Origin of the sequence: Streptomyces sp. NPDC058246 (assembly GCF_042881985.1) — a bacterium.
Taxonomy (GTDB): domain Bacteria; phylum Actinomycetota; class Actinomycetes; order Streptomycetales; family Streptomycetaceae; genus Streptomyces.
The window spans coordinates 186,697-209,895 of the sequence record NZ_JBHVWZ010000010.1 but is presented as its reverse complement, the minus strand read 5'-3'; the positions used below and the strand labels follow the sequence as shown (position 1 = coordinate 209,895).

Genomic DNA, 23,199 nt, shown 5'->3' with positions numbered 1-23,199 from the left:
GATCCCTGAGCGCGCGAGCCGTAACGGCGAGCTCGGGGCTGTCCGACGTGACGGGGTCGGTTCCGCCCCCGATGCGGGTGAGGAGTGCGAGCTGCCGGTCATTTAACGGAGACCAAGGGTGCATGGCAATCGTCGTACCGTCTCAGGTCTGCTTGGCACAAGCCGTGCGGTGACTCTTACGGGACGCGAGGCGGACACCGCCCTGCGGGAGGCGGAACGCCGCTCCCGGGAAGCCGGCCGGGAGCCGGACCCGAAGATCACACCCAGTCGGCTCCCAAATGGCTCCCAAAAGAGGGCCGCAACGCAAATCAGGCCCGGTGCTGATCTCTCAGCACCGGGCCTGACCTGGTGTTTCACTGTCGGGGTGGCGGGATTTGAACCCACGACCTCTTCGTCCCGAACGAAGCGCGCTGCCAAGCTGCGCTACACCCCGATTGTCGCTGCTTGCCGCGGCGACGTCGTTTACTTTAGCCCACTGGTGGCCGGAGACGAAATCCGGTTTTCGGGGCGTGCGGAGCGGCGGCGGGCCGGGTCGGGGCGGAGGTGGTCGAGGGTGATGGTGAGGAGGGCCAGGGCGTAGAAGGCGAGGCCGAGGATCGCCGCGTTGCCGAGGACGCCGCCGTAGCCGTGCCGGTCGACGTCGACGAAGGGGTAGAGGTAGCGCGCCGGGGTGCCGGCGGTCAGCATCGTGCCGCGAGCGAGGCAGAAGCCCAGGTAGGCGAGGGGGTAGACCACCCAGGTGGCTGCGTTTCGCGCGGCCAGCGGGGCCGGGCGGGTCAGCAGGAGCCAGTCGACCAGCACCGCGATCGGCGTCGCCGTGTGCAGCAGCTGGTTGGCCACCGCGTGCCAGCCCGTGAGCGTGTCGACCTGCCCGGTCATCGAGAAGCCGCCGGGCTCGTTCGCCAGGATCAGGTGGTAGACCAGGCCGGTGATTCCGATGTAGAGCAGTGTGCCGCCCGTCACTACGGCGGGCAGTGGGCGGCGGGCCGTCCAGGCGCGTTTGGCTGATGCGACGAAGACCACGGCCACCAGCAGGTTCGCCTGGATCGTGAAGTAGCTGAGGACGTGGACCGGGCTGCCCAGGAGCAGGTCGATGGTCACGCCGGCCGCCGCCGTGAGGGCCACGAGCAGACGGTAGGCCGCCACCACCGGGCGGCGCACGGGGGCCACCACCGCCGTCGCGGGGACGACGGAGGGGACCGGCGGGGGGATGCCCGGTATCGCGGGGAGGTCGGGCATGTCCTTGGGTATGGGGGCGATCATGGCCCCACGCTAAGCGGATCGGACGAATCGGGCGATATGGGTCACCTGGGTGGGTTACCCGGGCTCCGTCGTGAGTGGACCGCGCGGCGTCGGCCGGCCTGTCCCCACCTGCGCCGCTCTCACCCCTACCGCACCTGTCGCAGCCCTGCTGCCCCTTTCCCGCTCTCCTTTCCCGCTCCCCTTTCCCGCTCCCCTTTCCCCGCTCCCCTTTCCCCGTCCCCCCTTTGCGCCCGCCCGCTACCTCCGCTCCACCAACGTCAGCAGCGACGCCTCCGGCGGGCACGCGAACCGTACCGGCGTGTAGCGGTTGGTCCCGCAGCCCGCCGAGACGTGCAGGTACGACGTCCGGCCCTCCGTCGTATGCGTGGACAGGCCCTTCACGCGGTCCGTGTCCAGGTCGCAGTTGGTGATGAGAGCGCCGTAGAAGGGGATGCAGAGCTGGCCGCCGTGGGTGTGGCCGGCCAGGATCAGGGGGTAGCCGTCGGCCGTGAAGGCGTCCAGGGTGCGCACGTACGGGGCATGGACCACGCCCATCGAGAAGTCGGCGGACTCCGACGGGCCGCCGGCCACGCGCGCGTAGCGGTCCCGCTTGATGTGCGGGTCGTCGAGGCCGGTCAGCTCGATCTCCGCGCCTTCGACCTTCAGCGTCCCGCGGGTGTTCGTCAGGTTCAGCCAGCCCGCCGTGTCGAAGCCGTCGCGCAGGTCCTCCCACGGGTTGTGGAGCACGCCCACGGCCGGTGCGTTGCCGTTCAGACCGTGGCGGCCCTGGGCCTTCTCGAACAAGTAGCGGGCGGGGTTGCGGAGCTTGGGACCGTAGTAGTCGTTCGAACCGAAGACGTACGCCCCGGGGAACTCCATCAGGGGGCCGAGGGCGTCGAGGACCTCCGGTACGCCCTCCGTGTCCGAGAGGTTGTCCCCGGTGTTGATCACGAAGTCCGGGCGCAGGCCGGCCAGGGAGCGCAGCCAGCGCTGCTTCTTGCGCTGCCCGCTCACCATGTGGATGTCGGAGACCTGAAGCACGCGCATTGGCCGCATCCCCGGTGGCAGGATCGGGACCGTCACCCGCCGGAGGCGGAACGAGCGGGCCTCGAATCCCGCCGCGTAGGCCAAACCGGCGGCGCCCACCGCCGTGATTCCCAGGGGTACTCCGTATCGCGCGCGCATACGTCCATCGTGTCAGACCCCGGCGAACCCGCGTCGCCGCCTGGGGACAACCCGGCTCCGCCCCAGGAGGGCGCCGGCCAGTCCAAGGATCCTGCCAGTTCAAAGATAAGGGGATGCGAAGCACCCCGGGGCGCGCGGCGCACGCTCCGAGCACCCCGGGGCGCGCGGCGCACGCTCCGAGCACCACTGGGCGCGCGGCGCACGCTCCGAAATCAGCGGGCAACCGCCTCACCACACCTGCGACAATCAACGGCATGACCACGCTCAAGTCGAAGCTGCAGGAAGACCTCAACGCCGCGATCAAGGAGCGCGACGAGCTCCGCTCCTCGACGCTCCGGCTGACTCTCGCCGCCATCACCAAGGAGGAGGTCGCGGGCAAGACCAAGCGCGAACTCTCCGACGACGAAGTGCAGAAGGTGATCACCCGCGAGGCGAAGAAGCGCCGTGAGGCCGCCGACGCCTTCGCGCAGGGCGGGCGCCCCGAGTCGGCCGAGCGGGAGAAGGCGGAGGGCGAGGTCCTCGCCGCGTACCTGCCCAAGCAGCTGTCCGACGAGGAGCTCCAGCAGATCGTCGCCCAGGCCGTCGACGAGGCGAAGGCGGCGGGCGCCGAGGGGCCGCGGGCCATGGGTCAGGTCATGAAGATCGTGAACCCGAAGGTGGCCGGCCAGGCCGAGGGCGGTCGCGTCGCCGCCGTGGTGAAGAAGCTGCTCGCGGGCTGAGGCACGCACCCGCCCCGGAGGCGTAGAACATGCTTGTGGGCCAGGAGTTTCCTCCTGGCCCACGAGTACCTGTCGGCATGTCGGACACCTGCCGACGCGTCCAGACACCTGACGGCACGTCAAGCTCCTGCCGCCACGGCAGGCCCCCGGCGGCACGTCAGCGCCTGCTGGCGCTTTCAGACACCCGAGACGGCACGTAAGGCGCTCAAGGCCGGCACCGTAAGGCGCTCAAGGCCGGCACCGTAAGGCGGTCAAGGCCGGGACCGTAAGGCGGTCAAGGCCGGCACCGTAAGGCGGTCAAGGCCGGCACCGTAAGGCGGTCAAGGCCGGCACCGTAAGGCGGTCAAGGCCGGCACCGTAAGGCTCTCAAGGCCGGTGCGTCAGACGCCCGCGGCCCGCACCTCAGACACTCCAGGCCGGTGCGTCAGACGCCGAAGGCCCGCACCTCAGCCACTCAAGGCGTAGGCGTACGCGTACGCCTACGCATCAACCGCGCTGCCCGCCGTTCCCGTTGCCGCCGTTGCCATTGCCCTGGATCCAGCCCTCGGGAATGGAGAAGGACGGGGTCGGGAACACCGTGCCACCGTCGGTCTGACCGCTGATGGTCGTCCCGTTGGTGGTGTTGCCGTTTCCGTTCCCGTTCCCGTTGCCATTCCCATTGCCGTTGTGGTCGCCGTTGTTCCCGTCGTTCTGGCCGTTGCCCTTGTTGCCGTCGGGAATGTCGACCAGGTTGAAGGACGGGGAGTCCTTGCCGGTGAGGGCGCCGGTCATCAGGTCCCGCCAGATGGGGCCGGGGACCTGACCGCCGTAGACCTTGGGGTTGTAGACGCCGCCGATCGTGATGTTCACCATTTTGACCCGCTGGGTGGCGCTGCCGACCCAGACCGCGCCGGACAGGTTCGGCGTGTAGCCGACGAACCAGGCGTTCTTGCGCTCGTCCGTCGTGCCCGTCTTACCGGCGTTGGCGCGGTCGGTGAGACCGGCCTGCTGGCCGGTACCGGAGTCGATCACGCCGCTCAGCAGGGTGTTGATCGTGTCCGCGGTCTTCTCGGACATCGCCCGCGAGCACGTCGACTTCGGCACCTCGAGCGTCTTCTGCGTGCCGTTGATCTTCTGCGTGATCGACTCGACGGCGATCGGGGTGCAGTACATGCCGCGGGAGGCGAAGGCGGCGTACGCGGTGGCCATCGTCAGCGGGGAGATGCCCTTGGCGCCGAGGGCGATGGACGGCACCTGGGGGAGCTTGTCGCCGTTGCCCTGGACCACGCCGAGCTTGTCGATCTGGTTCATCACCGGGCAGAGGCCGATGTCGCTGATCATCTGCACGAAGTAGGTGTTGACCGACTTGGCCATCGCCTCCTTCAGCCGGTACGGACCGACCTCCGAGGCGCTCTCGTTCGGGACCTGCTCGTTGGCCTGGTTCGTCCAGGGCTTGCTGCCGCACGTCTGTACGGGGCTGGGGTAGGGCATCTTGTTCGGCGACGAGTACTCCTTCGTCGCCGGCAGTCCCTGTTCCAGCGCGGCCGCGGCCACGAACGGCTTGAAGGTCGAACCGGTCGGGAAGCCGTAGTTGGAGCCGCCCATGTCGTAGTTGACCGAGTAGTTGTACTCCGTCTCGTTCTTCCCGTAGCCGTACGGCTTCGACTGGCCCATGCCGAGGATCTTCCCGGTGCCGGGCTCGACCAGGGTGGCCGCGGCGGCGACCTTGTCGGACTTGTTGACGTGGTCCTTGAGGGAGGTCTGCACCGACTCCTGGGACTGCGGGTCGAGCGTCGTACGGATCGTCAGGCCGCCCTGGTTCCAGAGCTTCGCCCGCTCCTCCTTGGTCTTGCCGAAGACCGGGTCGGTCAGGAAGACGTGCTCCACGTACTTGCAGAAGAAGCTGGCGCCCCGGACGGCCGTGATGCAGCCGTTCTTGGGCTGGCTCACATGCAGGGCGAGCTTCGTCTTCTTGGCGGCGTCCGCCTCCTGCTGCGAGATGTCGTGCACCTCGGCCATCCGCTGGAGCACGGTGTTGCGGCGCTTGGTGGCCTCCGCCTCGTCGTTGACCGGGTCGTACCGGCTGGGCGACTGGACGATGCCGGCGAGCAGCGCGGACTCCTGGAGGTTCAGGTCCTTGGCGGGTTTGGAGAAGTAGCGCTGGGAGGCGGCCTCGATGCCGTAGGCCTGCTCGCCGAAGAACGTGATGTTCAGGTAGTTCTCGAGGATCTTCTTCTTGCCGAGCTTCTCTTCCAGCTGGATCGCGTACTTGAGCTCGCGGATCTTGCGGCCGAGGGTCTGCTGGGTGGCCTGGGCGACCTTCGTCGGGTCGTCGCCGGCCTCCTCGACGAAGTAGTTCTTCACCAGCTGCTGGGTGAGCGTGGAGGCGCCCTGGGCCACTCCGCCGTTCTGCGCGTTCTGGTTGACCGCGCGCAGGATGCCCTTCAGGTCGACCGCGCCGTGCTGGTAGAAGCGCGAGTCCTCGATCGCGACGATCGCCTTCTGCATGTACGGCGAGATGTCCTTGAGGTCGACCACCGTGCGGTCGCGCGAGTAGACCGTCGCGATCTCACCGCCCTGGTTGTCCAGGATGGTGGTCCGCTGACTCAGCGACGGACTCTTCAGGTTGTCGGGAATCTCGTCGAACCCCTGGACCGATCCCTTGGCCGCGAGACCGAGCGCGCCCGCGGCGGGCAGCGCGATTCCGGCCATGACGGCGCCTGCGAGCACGCTGACACCGAGGAACTTGGCGGCCTGCTGCGTTGGCGACAGACCACCGCCCGAGCGCTTCTTTGGCATGAGGGCAGCCTACGTTCTCATTCGCCGGACACGCGTATATGCCTTGGCCTAAGCTGCTCTCAACTGTCACAGCAGTGTGGCCACGTATCAATACGTCCGGCGACCCCGAATCGTTCCGGAGGATCCCCAACTTTTTCGTTGAGGCTTCATTGAGTTCGTGTCCGAATCAGCCTCATGCGTCACCAGGCGTCCGTTGTGACTCAACTGAACTGTCCCGGTTTGCCGGGATGCTCACGCATGTCCTCAGCTCACTCCCCCGGGTGATCTGCCGCTTACGCATAGTCCGTTCGGGCCATTCAAGATTGGGCCCGAAGGGGGTGTTGCGCTGTGCCCACCTTCCGTAACGTCCTCAACTGGCGGCGGTGAATATGCCGCTGCCGCCGTGGGGGAGCCTCGATTCGGGAGAGGACGGCGCCGGTATGGGCTGGGTAACCGACTGGAGTGCGCAGGCGGCCTGCCGCACTACCGATCCGGATGAACTGTTCGTTCAAGGAGCAGCGCAGAACAGGGCGAAGGCAGTGTGCACCGGATGTCCGGTACGCACGGAGTGCCTCGCCGACGCGCTCGACAATCGCGTCGAATTCGGCGTGTGGGGTGGCATGACGGAGCGGGAGCGCCGCGCACTGCTGCGCCGCCGGCCGACCGTCACCTCGTGGCGTCGCCTGCTGGAGACCGCGCGTACGGAGTACGAGCGCGGCGCGGGCCTGCTGCCCCTCGACGAGGAAGAGGTGTACGAGCGCTACGCCGCGGTGGGCTGAGGGCGTTTCCTCTCAGGCTCACGGGCCGAGTCAGGCTCACGGGCCGAGTCAGGCCCACGGGCCGAGGTCTTCGGGTCAGGCCCCCGGTTCGGGGGTCTCGGGCAGCTCCGGCCGATTGGCCGCGAGCCGGTCCCCGATGTCCCGCAGTCCCAGGAGGTCATGTACGTCGCCCGGGAGCGCGGCCACTTCGGCCACCGCCACCTCGGGGTGGAGCGCGGCGAAGCGGTCACGCGTGCGCTGCTCGCGGGAGAGCAGCTGCATTCGCTCGGCGTGCAGCCTCAGCAGGCCTGCGGTGAATTGTTCGACGGTCCGGTCCGTGTCGGTGTCTGTCTCGGGGTCCGTGTCCGTGGCGGCGGTCCGGTCCTCGTCCGTGTGGGCGGCATCCGTGGCGACGGTCCTGGCCGAGGCGACGGTCCTGTCCGTGGCTGCGGTCCTGTCCGTGGCGGCGGGGGAGCCTTCGTCGGAACCGTCAGGACCTTCAGAAGCCGAGGTCTCGGAAGCGGGGGATTCTGAACTGTCGTACCTGTCGGGAGAGTTACGAAGTCCAGCTTTCCCGTCCCCCTGATCCACAATGCGGGCCTCGTCAAGATTTTCTGCGGCCACGGAATCAAGATCTTCCGCGGAATCAAGATCTTCCGCGGCGGCGAGCGCCCGCTCGGCGGAGAGCTGAGCGGCCCCGCTGCCGTGCACCCGGTTGAGCACCAGACCGGCGAACGGCATGTCCTCCGCGGCCAGCCGCTCCACGAAGTACGCGGCCTCGCGCAGCGCGTCCCGCTCCGGGGCCGCCACCACCAGGAACGCCGTGCCGGGCGCCTGGAGCAGCTTGTACGTGGCGTCCGCGCGCGTACGAAAGCCCCCGAACGTCGTGTCCATCGCGGCCACGAACGTCTGTACGTCCTTGAGGAGCTGACCCCCCAGCAGCTTTCCCAGGGTGCCAGTCATCATCGACATCCCGACATTCAGGAACTTCATCCCCGCGCGGCCGCCCAGCTTCGCCGGCGCCGTCAACAGCCGGATCAGCCGACCGTCCAGGAAGGAGCCGAGCCGCTTCGGGGCGTCCAGGAAGTCCAGCGCCGACCGGGACGGCGGTGTGTCGACGACGATGAGGTCCCATTCGTCCCGCGCCCGCAGCTGCCCGAGCTTCTCCATCGCCATGTACTCCTGCGTGCCCGCGAAGCCCGCCGAGAGCGATTGGTAGAAGGGGTTGTTCAGGATCGCGGCAGCCCGCTCGCGGTCCGCGTGCGCTTCGACGATCTCGTCGAAGGTGCGCTTCATGTCGAGCATCATGGCGTGCAGCTCGCCGTCTCCCTCGATGCCCTTGACGCGCCGCGGAGTGTTGTCGAGCGAGTCGATGCCCATCGACTGGGCGAGCCGGCGCGCCGGGTCGATGGTGAGCACGACCACCTTGCGGCCGCGCTCGGCGGCGCGCAGCCCCAGGGCGGCCGCCGTGGTCGTCTTGCCGACGCCGCCCGAACCGCAGCACACCACGATGCGGGTCTTCGGGTCGTCGAGCAGCGGGTCGACATCGAGTACGCGGGCCGGGTTCAGACTCATGAGATCCCTTGCGTGCGCAGTTCCTTGGCGAGCTGGTACAAGCCCGCCAGGTCCATTCCCTCGGCGAGCAGCGGCAGTTCGTGCAGCGGCAGGTCCTGCTCGGTGAGCACGGCTCGCTGCTCGCGCTCCAGGGTGTACCGCTCGGCGTACTCCGCGGCCTGCTGGAGCAGCGGGTCCACCAGCCGTTCGGCGAGTCCGCCGCGGCGCGCGCCGCCGAGCCCGGCCGCGGAGAGCGACTTGGCGATCGCGGTACGGGGAGCGGCGTCGGCGAGCTCCAGGTCGGCGTCGTCGAGGAGGGCGGGCCGCACCATGTTCACGATGATCCGGCCCACCGGCAGCTTCGCGGCCCGCAGCTCGGCGATGCCGTCCGCGGTCTCCTGGACGGGCATCTCCTCCAGGAGCGTCACCAAGTGGACCGCCGTCTCCGGCGACTTGAGGACGCGCATGACGGCCTGTGCCTGATTGTGTATCGGGCCGATCTTGGCGAGCCCGGCGACTTCGTCGTTCACGTTCAGGAAGCGGGTGATCCGGCCCGTGGGCGGCGCGTCCATGACGACGTAGTCGTAGGCGAACCGCCCGCTCTTGTCCTTGCGGCGGACGGCCTCGCAGGCCTTGCCGGTCAGGAGTACGTCCCTGACACCGGGCGCGATGGTGGTGGCGAAGTCGATGGCGCCGAGCTTCTTCAGGGCACGGCCCGCGCTGCCCAGTTTGTAGAACATCTGGAGGTAGTCCAGAAGGGCCAGTTCGGGGTCGATGGCCAGTGCGTACACCTCCCCGCCCCCCGGAGCGACGGCGATCTTCCGCTCCTCGTAGGGCAGCGCTTCTGTCTCGAAGAGCTGCGCGATGCCCTGTCTGCCCTCGACCTCGACGAGGAGGACACGCTTGCCCTCGGTCGCGAGGGCGAGCGCTAGGGCTGCGGCTACCGTGGTCTTGCCGGTACCGCCCTTGCCGCTGACGACCTGGAGCCTGCTCACGTATTCGAGCCTAACCAGTTCGCCGCGGGAGTACGCAGGAGGCTGTGGACAACGTGTGCGCGGGCCCTCGGCGGCAACGGCTAGAGTCGGCCACATGACCAAGTGGGAATACGCGACTGTGCCGCTGCTCGTCCATGCCACGAAGCAGATTCTGGACACCTGGGGCGAGGACGGCTGGGAGCTCGTCCAGGTCGTGCCCGGGCCGAACAACCCCGAGCAGCTGGTGGCCTACCTGAAGCGGGAGAAGTCGGCATGAGCGGCGCCGTCGAGTCGAAGCTGGCGGAACTCGGACTGAGCCTGCCGGGTGTCGTGCCGCCGTTGGCCGCGTACCAGCCGGCCGTGCAGTCGGGTGTGTACGTCTACACCGCGGGCCAGCTCCCGATGGTGGACGGCAAGCTTCCGGTCACCGGGAAGGTGGGCGCCGAGGTCACGGCCGAGGAGGCCAAGGACCTGGCCCGCACCTGCGCGCTGAACGCCCTCGCGGCGGTCAAGTCGGTCGCGGGCGACCTGGACCGCATCGCGCGCGTCGTGAAGGTCGTCGGCTTCGTGGCGTCCGCCTCGGACTTCACCGGCCAGCCGGGCGTCCTGAACGGGGCGAGCGAGCTGCTGGGCGCGGTGCTGGGCGACAAGGGTGTGCACGCGCGCAGCGCGGTCGGCGTCGCGGTGCTTCCGCTGGACGCGCCGGTGGAGGTCGAGATCCAGGTGGAACTGACCGCTCCGTAAGCCCTCGTCCGGGGCTGGGGATTTTTCGGCCCGTCCGGCGTTTTCGGCCCGTCCGGTGTTTGAGGACGAGGCCGTTCAGGCCGATGCCGGGGTCTGGGGGCGGCAGCCCCCAGGACCAAGGGACGGGCAGGGGCGGAGGGGGCGAAAAAATCGCCCGGATCGGCACTGTGGTGGGCAAGCCGGAGCGTGGGGTCTTGAGGGCCTCTCGAACATCCGCCCGGCTCGGGATAGCCTCCGGCCATGGCGAATGGGCAGTGGTATCCACCGGAGTGGCCAGAGCGGATCCGCGCGCTCGCGGAGGGCACACTGACCCCCGTGGCCCCCAAGCGGGCGGCCACCGTCATGCTGCTCAAGGACACCCATGACACCCCCGTGGTGCACATGCTGCGCAGACGCGCCTCCATGGCCTTCGCGGCTGGCGCGTACGCCTACCCCGGCGGCGGCGTCGACCCACGCGACGACGAGCACCTGATCCGCTGGGCGGGCCCCACGCGCGCGTGGTGGGCGAACAGGCTCGGCGTGGACGAGACCTCCGCCCAGGCCGTCGTCTGCGCCGCGGTGCGGGAGACGTACGAGGAGGCGGGCGTCCTGCTCGCCGGCCCCGCCCCGGACACCGTGGTCGGCGACACCACCGGCGACGAGTGGGAGGCGGACCGCGCGGCCCTGGTCGCCCGCGACCTCTCCTTCGCCGAGTTCCTCGACCGACGGGGCCTGGTCCTCAGGTCGGACCTGCTGGGCGCGTGGGCCCGCTGGATCACCCCCGAGTTCGAATCCCGTCGCTACGACACGTGGTTCTTCGTGGCCGCCCTCCCGGAGGGCCAGCGCACCCGCAACGCCTCCACGGAGGCCGACCGCACGGTATGGATCCGGCCGGCGGACGCGGCAGCCTCGTACGACAAGGGCGAGCTGCTCATGATGCCGCCCACCGTGGCGACGCTGCGCCAGCTCACTCCGTACGACAGCGCCGCCGGCGCCCTCGCCGCCGCGCCCACCCGCGATCTGACCCCCGTCCTGGCCAGGGCTCGTATGGAGAACGGCGAGCTGGTCCTCGCCTGGCCGGGCCACGACGAGTTCACCAAGCACATCTCGACGGGTGGAGCCCCCGCATGACCGACGCAGCCGCCCTCCCCGGCCAGCCGCGAGGCCACGTCCTCTCCGGCCCCGCCACCACGCGCGCCGTCAACGTCCTCGCCCCCAACGCGTCCGCGATGACCCTGGACGGCACCAACACCTGGATCGTCGCCGAGCCCGACTCCGAGCTCGCGGTCGTGATCGACCCCGGGCCCCTGGACGACATACACCTGCGGAACGTCCTGGACACGGCCGAGAAGGCCGGGAAACGGGTCGCTCTGACGCTGCTCACCCATGGACACCCGGATCACGCCGAGGGTGCGGCGCGGTTCGCCGAGCTGACGGGGACGAAGGTGCGCGCCCTGGATCCGGCGCTGCGGCTCGGGGACGAGGGACTGGCCGCGGGGGACGCGATCACCGTCGGCGGGCTCGAACTGCGCGTCGTGTCGACGCCGGGGCACACCGCCGACTCGCTGTGCTTCCATCTCCCGGCCGACCGGGCCGTCCTGACCGGGGACACCATCCTCGGCCGCGGCACGACCGTGGTGGCCCATCCGGACGGCCGGCTGGGCGACTATCTCGACTCCCTGCGGCGGCTGCGTTCGCTGACCGTCGACGACGGCGTCCACACCGTGCTCCCCGGCCACGGTCCCGTCCTGGAGGACGCCCAGGGCGCCGTCGAGTTCTACCTCGCCCACCGCGCCCACCGCCTCGCCCAGGTCGAGACGGCGGTCGAGAACGGCTACCGGTCGCCCGGTGAGGTCGTCGCGCATGTGTACGCGGATGTGGACCGTTCGCTGTGGCCCGCCGCGGAGTTGTCGGTACGGGCGCAGATGGACTACTTGACGGAACACGGCCTTATCTAGGGGCCGCCCCCGGGACGAGAATTCGCGGGTGCTCAGGGACGTGGGGCTTTGACGCCGTGCACGCGCGCGTACTCCTCGGCGAGCCACGGTCCCAGGTCGTCGACGTACGCGCGGAGGGCGGCGAGATCGCCGGCCGGCTCGTAGCCGCGGACGGCCGCCTGCCGCATCTCGGCGGCCCGTTCCGGGTAGTACGCGCCGAACGCCTCGGCCATCTCCCGCAGATCACTGGTCCAGCCGTTCCAGCGGGGCATGACGAGGGTGAAGCCGGTGCGGACGAGATGGCGTGACATGAAGCGGACGAGCGGGCGGCGGGCCTCCTCCGTGTCCGGAGCTTCGCCGATCCGCTCGCGCCAGCGGGGCAGCAGCAGGGCGAGGTCGCCGTTCGTCTCACGGGCGAGGAGGGAGTCGGGACGGTAGCGAGGCAGGTACGCGGCCAGATCCTCCCCCAGGAGGGGCGTGCAGAGGCAGGCGAGGAACCAGCCGAGGTCGTACGTCTCCAGGTCGCTCAGCACCTGCGCACGGCCGAGGACCAGCGTCCCGGCGCCGTCGATCTGCGCGAACTCCTTGTCGAGCGCCTCGTCCAGCGTGCGGGCGTCGGCGCGGTCCGCGTCCGTGGGCCTCTGCCGCAGGGCGAGCAGCACGTCGAGGTCGGAGCGGCCCACGCGCGCGGTGCCGCGGGGAATCGACCCGTAGAGGTACGCGCTGTCCAGGCGGGTTCCGAAGGTGTCCAGCACACGGTCGCGGGCCGCGGCGACGACGGGCCGGAACGCGTGTGGGACCCGGCCGAGGGATCCCTCGCGCTCGATGTACCCCTGCGCGTCGAGCCCTCTGTGGTCCCCTTGGCGAGCCATGCGCCCACTGTGCCGTGACTAGGGCGGTGGGGGCGGGCCTTTTCGGTCTGGGAGCAGTCCGTTCGGTCCAGGAAGCGGTCCGTTCAGCCCGTCCGGCGTCTGCGGGCGAGGCCGTTCAGGCCGATGCGGGACGGCTTGGGGCGGCAGCCCCCGGGAACAGGACGTGCAGAGGCGGAGGGTGGCGCAGGAACCCGTCCGGCCGCAACGACAACGGGCCCGCCTCCAAGAAGGCGGGACCCCGTCGACGTATGACCAATACGCGCGTCAGCGTGAGCGCTTGGCGAGTCGCTCCACGTCCAGGAGGATCACCGCACGGGCCTCCAGCCGGAGCCAGCCACGCCCCGCGAAGTCGGCCAGCGCCTTGTTGACCGTCTCGCGCGACGCACCGACCAGCTGGGCCAGCTCCTCCTGCGTGAGGTCGTGCACGACGTGAATGCCCTCTTCGGACTGCACGCCGAAGCGGCGGGAGAGGTCCAGGAGCGCGCGGGCCACGCGGCCCGGGACGTCCGAGAACACCAGGTCGGACATCTGGTCGTTGGTCTTGCGCAGCCGCCGGGCGACGGCGCGCAGCAGGGCGGCGGCCACCTCGGGACGCGCGTTCAGCCAGGGCTGGAGGTCGCCGTGGCCGAGGCCGAGCAGCTTGACCTCGGTCAGCGCGCTCGCCGTTGCCGTACGCGGGCCCGGGTCGAACAGCGACAGCTCGCCGATGAGCTCACCGGGGCCCAGCACGGCCAGCATGTTCTCGCGACCGTCGGGGGAGGTGCGGTGGAGCTTCACCTTGCCCTCGGTGACCACGTAGAGGCGGTCGCCGGGGTCGCCCTCATGGAAGAGAGCGTCACCGCGAGCCAGGGTCACCTCACTCATGGAGGCGCGGAGCTCCGCGGCCTGCTCGTCATCGAGCGCCGCGAAGAGCGGGGCGCGCCGCAGAACGTCGTCCACGAGTTCTCTCCTTGTCGACCTGCTCAGGGGATCTTGCCCCCGGTGTACCAGGGGACCGTGTTCCCCATCTTGCCGGGCGGTCCAAACAGTGTGATCAGTCACAAGTCTGCCGCACTGGCGTCCCGGGCAATGCGGCAGGGGGCCAATTGGGGGCCGATCTCCTGGGTCCGGGGCGGATGTCGGTGCCGGGCTTTAGGCTGGCCGGGTGTCCAAATTGCCGGTGAGAGCACAGGCCAAGGGGGCTGGGCGGGTGGTTGTACGTCGCGATTCCGCTGTGGGCGAACAGGCCTCCAGTGGAACCAAGAAACCGACAAAAGCGACAAAGCCGACGGCGGCGGCGCCGGTGACGGCGGTCGCCGAGGCGTCGGCCGAGGCGTCGGAGGGCCCTGCGCCGAGGGGTTCGGCAGCCGCAGCCGGGGCCGCAGCCGCCAAGAAGGCAACGCCGGCCAAGAAGACGTCTACGAAGAAGGCGGCCACGAAGAAGGCGGTCACGAAGAAGGCGGTCACGAAGAAGGCGACGCCCGCCAAGAAGGCGGCTGCCCCCGCCAAGAAGTCCTCCGCAAAGCCCCTCCAGAAGGCGCCCCCGCCGGCGCCCGCGCTCGTCCGTCGAGCCCGCCGCATCAACCGCGAGCTCGCCGAGGTGTATCCGTACGCCCACCCCGAGCTGGACTTCGAGAACCCCTTCCAGCTGATCGTCGCCACTGTGCTGTCCGCCCAGACCACCGACCTCCGGGTGAACCAGACGACTCCGGCGCTGTTCGCCAAGTACCCGACCCCCGAGGACCTGGCGGAGGCCAACCCGGAGGAGGTCGAGGAGATCCTGCGCCCGACCGGGTTCTTCCGGGCCAAGACCAAGTCGGTGATAGGGCTCTCCAGGGCGTTGAGGGACGACTTCGGGGGCGAGGTCCCCGGCCGCCTCGAAGACCTCGTCAAGCTCCCCGGCGTAGGCCGCAAGACCGCCTTCGTCGTCCTCGGGAACGCCTTCGGGCGGCCCGGAATCACCGTGGACACCCATTTCCAGCGGCTCGTCCGCCGCTGGCAGTGGACCGAGGAGACCGACCCGGACAGGATCGAGGCGGCCGTCGGTGCGCTGTTCCCGAAGAGTGAGTGGACGATGCTGTCGCACCACGTGATCTTCCACGGCCGCCGTATCTGCCATGCCCGCAAGCCCGCCTGCGGTGCCTGTCCCATCGCTCCGCTCTGTCCGGCGTACGGGGAGGGCGAGACCGACCCGGAGAAGGCGAAGAAGCTCCTCAAGTACGAGAAGGGCGGCTTCCCCGGCCAGCGCCTCAAGCCCCCGCAGGCGTATCTGGACGCCGGCGGCATCCCCGCACCCCCATTGGGCGCCGGATGACGGAACGAACACGGCACCGGCAGGCGTTGGGAACAGCAGAACGGGGGTGTCGATGACGAACGCGAGCAACACGCACAGCAGGCAGGACGAGCACAGCGAGCAGGACGAGCACAGCCGGCACGGCGCACGCGACGGGACCGGCACCAAGGACGGGCACGACGGGCGCGACGGGCACGCCACCCACGACGGGACCGGCACGCCCCACGGGATTGGCGCGCCCAACGGGACCGCTACGCCCCACGGGCACGACACACCCAACGGGACCGCTACGCCCCACGGGACTGGCACACACGACGGGACCGATGCGCCCCACGGAACCGCTACGCCCCACCGGCACGGCACGCCCAACGGGCACGGCGCGCACGGCTCGCCAGGCGCCCCCACGCCCACGCCCCCGCCCCCGGTGCCCCTCAGCAAAGACGGCCTGCCCGACTGGCTGGACCCGGTGGTGCGAGCCGTCGAGACGGTCGAGCCGCTCCAGCTGAGCCGCTTCCTGCCGCCTGCCAACGGCTCGGGGCGGCAGTCCGCCGTGCTCATCCTGTTCGGCGAGGGCGACCGCGGTCCCGAGCTGCTGCTCATGGAGCGTGCCGGCTCCCTGAGGTCGCACGCCGGGCAGCCGTCCTTCCCGGGCGGCGCCCTCGACCCCGAGGACGGCGACCCCACGGCCGACGGGCCGCTGCGGGCCGCTCTCCGCGAGGCCGAGGAGGAGACCGGGCTCGACCCGAGCGGCGTCCAGCTCTTCGGGGTGCTCCCCAAGCTGTACATCCCGGTGAGCAGCTTCGTGGTGACCCCCGTGCTGGGCTGGTGGCGCCGGCCGACCCCGGTCGGCGTCGTCGATCCGAACGAGACGGCACGCGTCTTCACGGTCCCCGTGGCGGATCTCACGGACCCCGCCAACAGAGCCACCACCGTCCACCCCAGCGGTCACCGAGGTCCGGCATTTCTGGTCGAATCGGCCCTGGTCTGGGGTTTCACGGCCGGGATCATCGACCGGCTCCTCCACTACGCGGGATGGGAGCTGCCCTGGGACCGTGAGAAGGAGGTCCCGCTCGACTGGCGGTCATGACAGGGTGTCTGCCGTGCTGTGTTTTCCCGGGGGACAACCCCCGGACCCCCGGCCGAGCGATCGCGACCGGAGAGTGATGAGGCGAGGCTTGAAGCGGTGAACGTGCTGGACATCCTGTTGCTGGTCGCCGCCGTGTGGTTCGCGATCGTGGGCTACCGCCAGGGCTTCGTCGTCGGCATTCTGTCGGTGATCGGCTTCCTGGGCGGTGGCCTCGTCGCCGTCTATGTGCTCCCCGTGATCTGGGGGTGGGCGACCAACGACACCAAGGTGAGTACGACCGCCGCCGTCGTCGCGGTGGTCGTCGTGATCGTCTGTGCCTCCGTGGGCCAAGCCCTCACCACCCACCTCGGCAACAAGCTGCGCCGGTACATCACATGGTCCCCGGCCCGCGCCCTGGACGCCACGGGTGGCGCCCTCGTGAACGTCGTAGCGATGCTGCTCGTCGCCTGGCTGATCGGCTCGGCCCTCGCCGGTACGACGCTGCCGACGCTCGGCAAGGAGGTCCGCAGCTCCAAGGTGCTGCTCGGCGTGTCCCGCGCGCTGCCCTCCCAGGCCAACACCTGGTTCGCCGACTTCTCCTCGGTCCTCGCGCAGAACGGGTTCCCGCAGGTCTTCAGCCCGTTCGCCAACGAGCCCATCACGGACGTCCAGCCCCCCGACCCGGCCCTCGCGAACAGCCCCGTCGCCGCCCGCGCCCAGAAGTCCATCGTCAAGGTCATGGGTACCGCCCAGAGCTGCGGCAAGGTCCTCGAAGGCAGCGGCTTCGTCTTCGGCGACCGCCGCGTGATGACCAACGCGCACGTGGTCGGCGGAGTCGACGAGCCCACCGTCCAGATAGGCGGTGTGGGCCGCAAGTACGACGCCAAGGTCGTCCTGTACGACTGGGAGCGCGACATCGCCGTACTCGACGTACCGAATCTGAACGCGCCCGCGCTCAAGTTCTCGACCCAGGACGCCACCAGCGGCAACAGCGCGATCGTCGCCGGGTTCCCGCAGAACGGCGCGTACAACGTCCAGCCCGCCCGCGTGCGCGGTCGTATCACGGCCAACGGCCCTGACATCTACCACCGCAAGACGGTGCGCCGAGACGTCTACTCGCTCTACGCGACGGTCCGTCAGGGCAACTCCGGAGGCCCGCTGCTCACACCCGAAGGCAAGGTGTACGGCGTGGTGTTCGCGAAGTCGCTCGACAGCGCCAACACCGGGTACGCGCTCACCGCGGGCGAGGTCCAGCAGGACGTCACCCAGGGGCGTACCGCCAACCAGCAGGTGGACAGCGACAGCTGCGCGCTGTAGTCCCGGAAAGTCCCTGGCGCCCGGTGTGTTGAGGGGCCCCGGGGCTCAGCCGCGTGGATGGCGCAGCCGCACCGAGACCCAGCGGGCCCGGCGGCGCAGAATGTGCGGAATCCCCACTCGGGGGTCCGTGCCCGGCAGCTGCGGGGTGCCCCTCTGATGGGAGCTCAGGCCCGAGGCCGAGCGGCGTGTGCGTGCTGCGTCACTGTAGTCGTGCGTCCAGCCCATACCCCGACGTGTGCCCCTGCCCCAAGGTCGATAACCGCGCCCCGGGCCCTCAATTGGCCTATGCGCCAGGCAATTGGCTGTTCGTAGGACAGGCGTTCCCGCGGGCTCTCCGCACGCGATACCGGTCGCGTTCGGACGGTCACTCAAGGGTGACCGGCGGGTCACCGATCGGGTTCCGGATCCTTCAGCCAGTTGACCAGTTCGGTCGAGAAGGCGACCGGGTCCTCCTCGTGCGGGAAGTGCCCGAGGCCGTCGAACAGCCTCCAGCGGTACGGCGCTTCGACGTACTCCCCGGAGCCGGCCGCGCTACGGGTGCGCATCACGGGGTCGAGCGAGCCGTGCAGATGCAGTGTCGGCACGCGCACCGGCCGCTTCATGCGCCGGTTGAACTGGATGCCGTCCGGGCGCGCCATGGACCGCACCATCCAGCGGTACGGCTCGATCGCGCAGTGCGCCGTCGACGGGATGCACATGGCGCGGCGGTACGTCTCCACGGCCTCGTCGTCCGGCAGCCGCGGCCCCGACCAGTCCCGTACCAGACGACCCACCAGGGCGCCGTTGTCCGCGACGAGTTGGCGCTCCGGGATCCAGGGTCGCTGGAACCCCCAGATGTAGGAGCCCGCGGCGGTCTGCTTCACGTCGGAGAGCATCGCGGAGCGCCAGCGCCGGGGATGGGGCATCGAGGAGACCGCGAGCCGGCGTACGAGCTTGGGCCGCATGACGGCTGCCGTCCACGCCAGATACCCGCCCAGGTCGTGTCCGACCAGCGCGGCGTCGGGCTCACCGAGGGACCGTACGACCCCGGTGATGTCGAGCGCGAGGTTGGCGGGGTCGTAACCGCGCGGGGTGCGGTCGCTGCCGCCGACTCCGCGCAGGTCCATGGCCACGGCCCGGAACCCGGCGTCGGCGAGCGCCACCAGCTGATGGCGCCAGGTCCACCAGAACTGGGGGAAGCCGTGCAGCAGCAGGACGAGCGGCCCGTCGCCCATCTCGGCGATGTGGAAGCGCGCGCCGTTGGCGGCGACGTCGCGATGGGTCCAGGGGCCGTCCAGCCGCACGGCCGAGGCCGGTTGCGCCGAAGGTGTGGCGGGGTCCGTCATGAGGATGAGCGTGCCACAGCCTTGACGGTGTCCTCGACCCGCTCCGGGCGGGGGTGCGGCTTGGCGTTCTGCAGGACGCCCGCCGACTCCTTCATCGAGGCGGCCACCTTCTGCGGGCCCTGGCTCTTCTTCGCCTTCTTCGCGAAGACGACGCCGATGAGCGCGAGCAGCCCGGCGACCAGCACGTTCGCGGCGAAGGAGAGCAGGAAGCAGACCGCGAGGTTCCAGTGGCTCCAGGTCCGGATGCCGTACGCCAGGGCGAAGTTCAACATGGGCAGCGAGAAGATCAGCACTGCGCCGGCCACTGAGAACGCCCCGCCGCTGACGGCCCCGCGCTTGACGTCGTGCTTGAGCTGCGCCTTCGCCAGCGCGATCTCGTCGTGCACCAGCGCGGACATCTCGGTGGTCGCCGAGGCGAACAGCTGGCCGATGCTGCGTTCGGCGCCGACCGGGCTGCCGTCGGGTGCGCTCATCGCGATCTCCCTCTTCTGATTCTGTTTGTACCGTCTGGTCAGATCATGCCGGACCGTCGTCCCCGTCGCTTGCCCCGCCCGCCACTTCGGCAAGCTTGCGGTGCTCGGCGGCCTTGCGCTCGTAGATCTCCGCCATCCGCAGGTGGTACGCCGGGTTGTCCTGCTCGTAGATGTCGGGGATGCCGTCGCGGTCCTCGTCGAGCTCCTCCGCCTCGCAGAGCGTGCGGTACTTGGCGTTGCGTATCTTCAGCAGCGTCGTGGCGAGGATGGCGGCGATGAGCGAGCCGACCAGGACGGCGGCCTTGGCCTCGTCGGTGAGCACCGCGTCGCCGGCGAAGGCGAGCTCGCCGATGAGCAGCGAGACGGTGAAGCCGATTCCGGCGAGGCTGGCGACGGCGAACACGTCCGGCCAGGCGAGGTCCTCACTGAGCGAGGCCCGGGTGAACCGGGCCGCGAGCCAGGTGCCGCCGAAGATCCCGACCGCCTTGCCGACGACGAGTCCGAGGACGATGCCGAGCGTCTCGGGCCGGGTGAACACATCCCCGAGGGCCCCGCCGGAGACCGCGACCCCCGCGCTGAACAGCGCGAACAGCGGCACGGCGAGTCCGGCGGACAAGGGCCGCACGAGGTGTTCGATGTGCTCGCCGGGGGAGTGCTCCTCGCCCTCGTGCCGGTGGCAGCGCAGCATCAGGCCCATCGCGACACCGGCGATGGTGGCGTGGATGCCGCTGTTGTACATCAGCCCCCAGATCACCAGCGCGAGCGGGACGTACACGTACCACCCGCGTACGCCCTTGCGCAGCAGCCACCAGAAGACGAGGAGTCCGACGACGGCGCCGGCGAGAGCCGCGAAGTTCAGGGTGTCGGTGAAGAAGATCGCGATGATCAGAATCGCGAACAGGTCGTCGACGACGGCGAGTGTGAGCAGGAAGGCGCGCAGGGCGGACGGCAGCGATGTCCCGATCACGGCGAGCACGGCGAGCGCGAAGGCGATGTCGGTGGCGGTGGGGACGGCCCACCCGTCGAGTGAGCCGCCGCCGGTGATGTTGGTGAGCGTGTAGACGAGCGCGGGCACGGCCATGCCGCAGACCGCGGCGACGACGGGGAGCAGCGCGGCCTTCGGATCCTTCAGATCTCCGGCGACCAGCTCGCGCTTGAGCTCGATTCCGGCGACGAAGAAGAACACGGCGAGCAGTCCGTCGGCCGCCCAGTGCTGGACGGACAGATCGAGGCCGAGGGAGGCGGGTCCGAGGTGGTAGTGGCTGACATCGGCGTAGCTGTCCCGCAGCGGGGTGTTCGCCCAGATCAGTGCGGCGATCGCGGCGACCAGCAGCAGGACGCCACCCACGGTTTCGGTGCGCAGCGCCTCCGCGACGAAGTTCCGCTCGGGCAGCGACAGCCGTCCGAGGAACTTGGGGGTGGCGTTACGGGTGCGGGTCGCGGCCACGGTGCGGACCTCCGGTCGGTACGGCTTCTCGACGGCCGTCATGCGGGGTCGCTGACGACGTTGCCGACCAGACTTCCCGGCGCACCTTGAAGCCACCACTTTACCGGGTCATTACAGCCGCATAGTTCGCAGAGTGAACATAAAGTGCGAATGCGACACGCCGAGAAGGCAGATGGAGCCCGCCCGCGGGGCCGGGACGGAGCCGCCGGGTCCTACAGGGCCTCGCCACAGCCGGAGATGTGGGGGCAGGCCACAGAACAGGGATGGGGGATGTGGGGGACGCCGAGGCCGGGGGAGGTAGAGGCCGGGCCCGCCGAAGCCGCGGGAGGTAGGAGCCGGGCACGCCGCAGCCGGGCGAGACAGGGGCTGGGGCCGCCGCAGCCGGGGATGTGGGGGCACTTCGTGCGTCACATCCCCGGCCGGTGGGCGGGGGAACCCCCCTCGGTCCGCCCAGTCCGCTCAGTCCTCGCTGGGCGCCGCCGGCAGCTTCGCCTGGATGAGGTCCATCACCGTGGAGTCCGTGAGCGTGGTGACGTCACCGAGCTCGCGGTTCTCCGCGACGTCCCGCAGCAGGCGTCGCATGATCTTCCCGGACCGGGTCTTGGGCAGCTCGGCCACCGGCAGGATCCGCTTGGGCTTGGCGATCGGCCCGAGCACGGTGCCGACGTGGTTGCGAAGGTCCGCCACCAGCCCCTCGTCCTCGGCGGAGGCAGTCCCGCGCAGGATCACGAAGGCCACGATCGCCTGCCCGGTCGTCTCGTCCGCCGCGCCCACGACCGCCGCCTCGGCGACCGACGGGTGCGAGACGAGCGCCGACTCGACCTCGGTCGTCGAGATGTTGTGCCCGGACACGAGCATCACGTCGTCGACCCGGCCGAGCAGCCAGATGTCCCCGTCCTCATCCTTCTTCGCGCCGTCGCCGGCGAAGTACTTGCCCTCGAAGCGCGACCAGTACGTGTCGAGGAACCGCTGGTCGTCGCCCCAGATGGTGCGCAGCATCGACGGCCACGGCTCGGTCAGCACGAGGTAGCCGCCACCCCCGTTGGGCACCTCGTTCGCCTCGTCGTCGACGACCGTCGCCGAGATGCCCGGCAGCGGACGCTGTGCCGACCCCGGCTTGGTCTCGGTGACCCCCGGCAGCGGCGAGATCATCATCGCGCCGGTCTCGGTCTGCCACCAGGTGTCCACGATCGGGGTGCGGTCGCCGCCGATGTGCTTGCGATACCAGATCCACGCCTCGGGGTTGATCGGCTCGCCGACGGAGCCGAGGACACGGAGGCTGCTGAGATCGAACTTCGCGGGGATGTCGTCGCCCCACTTCATGAACGTACGGATGGCCGTGGGCGCCGTGTAGAGGATCGTCACCCCGTACTTCTGCACGATCTCCCAGAAGCGCCCCTGGTGCGGCGTGTCCGGCGTGCCCTCGTACATCACCTGCGTCGCGCCGTTCGAGAGCGGCCCGTACGTGATGTACGAGTGCCCGGTGACCCAGCCGATGTCGGCCGTGCACCAGTACACGTCGGTCTCCGGCTTGAGGTCGAAGACGGCGTGGTGGGTGTACGACGCCTGGGTGAGGTAGCCGCCCGAGGTGTGCAGGATGCCCTTCGGCTTCCCGGTCGTCCCGGAGGTGTAGAGGATGAACAGCGGGTGCTCGGCGTCGAAGGCCTCCGGCGTGTGCTCGGCGGACTGCCGCTCGACGATCTCGTGCCACCACACGTCCCGGCCCTCGGTCCAGTCGACCTCCTGCCCGGTACGCCGCACCACCAGCACCTTGTCGACCCCGTCGACCCGGCTCACCGCGTCGTCGACGGCCGGCTTGAGCGCGGACGGCTTGCCGCGCCGGTAACCGCCGTCGGAGGTGATGACCAGCTTGGCGTCCGCGTCCTGGATGCGGGTGGCGATCGCGTCCGCGGAGAACCCGCCGAAGACGACCGAGTGCGCCGCGCCGATACGGGCGCAGGCCAGCATCGCGACGACCGCCTCGGGGATCATCGGCAGATAGACGGCGACCCGGTCGCCCTTGCCGACACCCAGCTCGGTCAGAGCGTTTGCGGCCTTGCTGACCTCGTCCTTGAGCTCGGCGTAGGTGATGGCCCGGCTGTCGCCCGGCTCGCCCTCGAAGTGGATGGCTACGCGGTCACCAAGGCCGGCCTCGACATGCCGGTCCACGCAGTTGTACGCGACGTTGAGCTTGCCGTCCTTGAACCACTTGGCGAACGGCGGGTTCGACCAGTCCAGCGTCTCGGTCGGCTCGGTGGCCCAGGTCAGCCGACGGGCCTGCTCGGCCCAGAAGCCGAGCCTGTCAGCCTTGGCCTGCTCATACGCCTCCGCGGTGACATTGGCATTCGCGGCCAGGTCGGCGGGCGGCGCGAACCTGCGCTCTTCCTTCAGCAGGTTGGCCAGGCTTTCGTTGCTCACGACATCTCCCTTTCCCAGGGTGTCCGTTGTGTCCCAGGCCACAGCTCATCAGACCGGGGGGTCCGGTGACAAGGGCCGACCCGAAATTGGTTTAGACCTATTGCCGGGCTGTGGGACTGTGGGGTCCTCAGCAGGACACACTCTGGGGCACGTACGGGCC

21 protein-coding genes and 1 tRNA gene are annotated in these 23,199 nt (G+C 69.8%); 9 read left to right on the top strand and 13 right to left on the bottom strand.

Annotated elements, in window-relative coordinates; genetic code table 11:
• Positions 1-359: 359 nt before the first annotated feature.
• The 3 genes from ACFVXA_RS17790 to ACFVXA_RS17780 all read right to left on the bottom strand — a co-directional run bounded on the left by ACFVXA_RS17790 (position 360) and on the right by ACFVXA_RS17780 (position 2,427).
• Positions 360-433 (bottom strand) — tRNA-Pro (locus tag ACFVXA_RS17790).
• Between the two features lie 29 nt (positions 434-462).
• On the bottom strand, positions 463-1,263 hold the full coding sequence (locus ACFVXA_RS17785) for a Pr6Pr family membrane protein (RefSeq protein ID WP_390025495.1): 801 nt from the start codon (positions 1,261-1,263) through the stop codon (positions 463-465).
• A gap of 237 nt (positions 1,264-1,500) precedes the next feature.
• Positions 1,501-2,427, bottom strand: coding sequence for a metallophosphoesterase (locus tag ACFVXA_RS17780; RefSeq protein WP_362027064.1), 927 nt, complete (start codon positions 2,425-2,427; stop codon positions 1,501-1,503).
• A 254-nt stretch (positions 2,428-2,681) separates the two neighbouring features.
• On the opposite strand from ACFVXA_RS17780, the gene ACFVXA_RS17775 reads away from it, so the two are divergent.
• Positions 2,682-3,146, top strand: a complete 465-nt coding sequence (locus ACFVXA_RS17775) for a GatB/YqeY domain-containing protein (RefSeq protein WP_389749716.1) — start codon at positions 2,682-2,684, stop codon at positions 3,144-3,146.
• A 486-nt stretch (positions 3,147-3,632) separates the two neighbouring features.
• Here the strand turns inward: ACFVXA_RS17775 and ACFVXA_RS17770 are convergent, their stop codons facing one another.
• Positions 3,633-5,924: a transglycosylase domain-containing protein gene (locus ACFVXA_RS17770; protein ID WP_362027059.1), complete on the bottom strand. Its 2,292-nt coding sequence runs from the start codon at positions 5,922-5,924 to the stop codon at positions 3,633-3,635.
• Positions 5,925-6,343: 419 nt separating this feature from the next.
• Between ACFVXA_RS17770 and wblA the strand changes: the two genes are divergently transcribed.
• Positions 6,344-6,682, top strand: coding sequence for a transcriptional regulator WblA (gene wblA, locus ACFVXA_RS17765; protein WP_028799159.1), 339 nt, complete (start codon positions 6,344-6,346; stop codon positions 6,680-6,682).
• Between the two features lie 75 nt (positions 6,683-6,757).
• Here wblA and ACFVXA_RS17760 read toward each other — a convergent pair whose 3' ends face one another.
• Both ACFVXA_RS17760 and ACFVXA_RS17755 read right to left on the bottom strand, forming a co-directional pair.
• Positions 6,758-8,236: an ArsA family ATPase gene (locus tag ACFVXA_RS17760; protein WP_390025493.1), complete on the bottom strand. Its 1,479-nt coding sequence runs from the start codon at positions 8,234-8,236 to the stop codon at positions 6,758-6,760.
• Positions 8,233-9,210, bottom strand: a complete 978-nt coding sequence (locus tag ACFVXA_RS17755) for an ArsA-related P-loop ATPase (RefSeq protein WP_362027053.1) — start codon at positions 9,208-9,210, stop codon at positions 8,233-8,235. The genes ACFVXA_RS17760 and ACFVXA_RS17755 overlap by 4 nt, the downstream gene beginning before the upstream one ends.
• Positions 9,211-9,304: 94 nt before the next feature.
• Here ACFVXA_RS17755 and ACFVXA_RS17750 point away from each other — a divergent pair, with 94 nt between their 5' ends.
• The 4 genes from ACFVXA_RS17750 to ACFVXA_RS17735 all read left to right on the top strand — a co-directional run bounded on the left by ACFVXA_RS17750 (position 9,305) and on the right by ACFVXA_RS17735 (position 11,870).
• Positions 9,305-9,466 carry a DUF4177 domain-containing protein gene (locus tag ACFVXA_RS17750; RefSeq protein ID WP_075033571.1) on the top strand — a complete coding sequence of 54 codons (162 nt, stop codon included), beginning with the start codon at positions 9,305-9,307 and terminating at the stop codon, positions 9,464-9,466.
• Positions 9,463-9,933: a RidA family protein gene (locus ACFVXA_RS17745; protein WP_362027050.1), complete on the top strand. Its 471-nt coding sequence runs from the start codon at positions 9,463-9,465 to the stop codon at positions 9,931-9,933. Before ACFVXA_RS17750 ends, ACFVXA_RS17745 begins: the two co-directional genes overlap by 4 nt.
• 240 nt (positions 9,934-10,173) lie before the next feature.
• Entirely contained in the window at positions 10,174-11,043 is an 870-nt protein-coding gene (locus ACFVXA_RS17740) for an NUDIX hydrolase (protein WP_383743633.1), read from the top strand.
• The gene (locus ACFVXA_RS17735) at positions 11,040-11,870 is read left to right on the top strand and encodes an MBL fold metallo-hydrolase (protein WP_383743630.1); all 831 of its coding nucleotides are present in this window, start codon (positions 11,040-11,042) and stop codon (positions 11,868-11,870) included. The genes ACFVXA_RS17740 and ACFVXA_RS17735 overlap by 4 nt, the downstream gene beginning before the upstream one ends.
• Positions 11,871-11,902: 32 nt before the next feature.
• Here the strand turns inward: ACFVXA_RS17735 and ACFVXA_RS17730 are convergent, their stop codons facing one another.
• A complete protein-coding gene (locus ACFVXA_RS17730) occupies positions 11,903-12,721 on the bottom strand; it encodes a nucleotidyltransferase (RefSeq protein ID WP_390025491.1) in 819 nt (272 codons plus the stop codon).
• 264 nt (positions 12,722-12,985) lie between these two features.
• On the bottom strand, positions 12,986-13,660 hold the full coding sequence (locus ACFVXA_RS17725; protein WP_016642758.1) for a Crp/Fnr family transcriptional regulator: 675 nt from the start codon (positions 13,658-13,660) through the stop codon (positions 12,986-12,988).
• Positions 13,661-13,934: 274 nt separating this feature from the next.
• Between ACFVXA_RS17725 and nth the strand changes: the two genes are divergently transcribed.
• From nth to ACFVXA_RS17710, 3 genes are all read left to right on the top strand, one after another.
• The gene (gene nth / locus ACFVXA_RS17720) at positions 13,935-15,014 is read left to right on the top strand and encodes an endonuclease III (RefSeq protein ID WP_390025489.1); all 1,080 of its coding nucleotides are present in this window, start codon (positions 13,935-13,937) and stop codon (positions 15,012-15,014) included.
• 403 nt (positions 15,015-15,417) lie between these two features.
• Positions 15,418-16,080: an NUDIX hydrolase gene (locus ACFVXA_RS17715; protein ID WP_383743793.1), complete on the top strand. Its 663-nt coding sequence runs from the start codon at positions 15,418-15,420 to the stop codon at positions 16,078-16,080.
• 96 nt (positions 16,081-16,176) lie between these two features.
• Positions 16,177-17,376: a MarP family serine protease gene (locus ACFVXA_RS17710; RefSeq protein WP_390025487.1), complete on the top strand. Its 1,200-nt coding sequence runs from the start codon at positions 16,177-16,179 to the stop codon at positions 17,374-17,376.
• A 45-nt stretch (positions 17,377-17,421) separates the two neighbouring features.
• Here ACFVXA_RS17710 and ACFVXA_RS17705 read toward each other — a convergent pair whose 3' ends face one another.
• From ACFVXA_RS17705 to acs, 5 genes are all read right to left on the bottom strand, one after another.
• Complete coding sequence (locus tag ACFVXA_RS17705) at positions 17,422-17,601, bottom strand: hypothetical protein (RefSeq protein ID WP_362027032.1); 180 nt, start codon at positions 17,599-17,601, stop codon at positions 17,422-17,424.
• 161 nt (positions 17,602-17,762) lie between these two features.
• Complete coding sequence (locus ACFVXA_RS17700) at positions 17,763-18,701, bottom strand: alpha/beta fold hydrolase (protein WP_390025485.1); 939 nt, start codon at positions 18,699-18,701, stop codon at positions 17,763-17,765.
• Complete coding sequence (locus ACFVXA_RS17695) at positions 18,698-19,174, bottom strand: phage holin family protein (protein ID WP_383907696.1); 477 nt, start codon at positions 19,172-19,174, stop codon at positions 18,698-18,700. Before ACFVXA_RS17695 ends, ACFVXA_RS17700 begins: the two co-directional genes overlap by 4 nt.
• Before the next feature lie 43 nt (positions 19,175-19,217).
• A complete protein-coding gene (nhaA, locus tag ACFVXA_RS17690) occupies positions 19,218-20,621 on the bottom strand; it encodes a Na+/H+ antiporter NhaA (protein ID WP_390025559.1) in 1,404 nt (467 codons plus the stop codon).
• A gap of 459 nt (positions 20,622-21,080) precedes the next feature.
• Positions 21,081-23,081 carry an acetate--CoA ligase gene (gene acs / locus ACFVXA_RS17685; RefSeq protein WP_390025483.1) on the bottom strand — a complete coding sequence of 667 codons (2,001 nt, stop codon included), beginning with the start codon at positions 23,079-23,081 and terminating at the stop codon, positions 21,081-21,083.
• Positions 23,082-23,199: the final 118 nt, after the last annotated feature.

Coding starts and splice junctions, on each gene's coding strand:
- ACFVXA_RS17785 (WP_390025495.1), bottom strand. CDS start 1,263: ATGATCGCCCCCATACCCAAGGACATGCCCGACCTCCCCGCGATACCG.
- ACFVXA_RS17695 (WP_383907696.1), bottom strand. CDS start 19,174: ATGAGCGCACCCGACGGCAGCCCGGTCGGCGCCGAACGCAGCATCGGC.
- ACFVXA_RS17745 (WP_362027050.1), top strand. CDS start 9,463: ATGAGCGGCGCCGTCGAGTCGAAGCTGGCGGAACTCGGACTGAGCCTG.
- ACFVXA_RS17780 (WP_362027064.1), bottom strand. CDS start 2,427: ATGCGCGCGCGATACGGAGTACCCCTGGGAATCACGGCGGTGGGCGCC.
- wblA (WP_028799159.1), top strand. CDS start 6,344: ATGGGCTGGGTAACCGACTGGAGTGCGCAGGCGGCCTGCCGCACTACC.
- ACFVXA_RS17775 (WP_389749716.1), top strand. CDS start 2,682: ATGACCACGCTCAAGTCGAAGCTGCAGGAAGACCTCAACGCCGCGATC.
- ACFVXA_RS17760 (WP_390025493.1), bottom strand. CDS start 8,236: ATGAGTCTGAACCCGGCCCGCGTACTCGATGTCGACCCGCTGCTCGAC.
- ACFVXA_RS17735 (WP_383743630.1), top strand. CDS start 11,040: ATGACCGACGCAGCCGCCCTCCCCGGCCAGCCGCGAGGCCACGTCCTC.
- ACFVXA_RS17700 (WP_390025485.1), bottom strand. CDS start 18,701: ATGACGGACCCCGCCACACCTTCGGCGCAACCGGCCTCGGCCGTGCGG.
- ACFVXA_RS17750 (WP_075033571.1), top strand. CDS start 9,305: ATGACCAAGTGGGAATACGCGACTGTGCCGCTGCTCGTCCATGCCACG.
- ACFVXA_RS17740 (WP_383743633.1), top strand. CDS start 10,174: ATGGCGAATGGGCAGTGGTATCCACCGGAGTGGCCAGAGCGGATCCGC.
- ACFVXA_RS17705 (WP_362027032.1), bottom strand. CDS start 17,601: ATGGGCTGGACGCACGACTACAGTGACGCAGCACGCACACGCCGCTCG.
- ACFVXA_RS17730 (WP_390025491.1), bottom strand. CDS start 12,721: ATGGCTCGCCAAGGGGACCACAGAGGGCTCGACGCGCAGGGGTACATC.
- ACFVXA_RS17770 (WP_362027059.1), bottom strand. CDS start 5,924: ATGCCAAAGAAGCGCTCGGGCGGTGGTCTGTCGCCAACGCAGCAGGCC.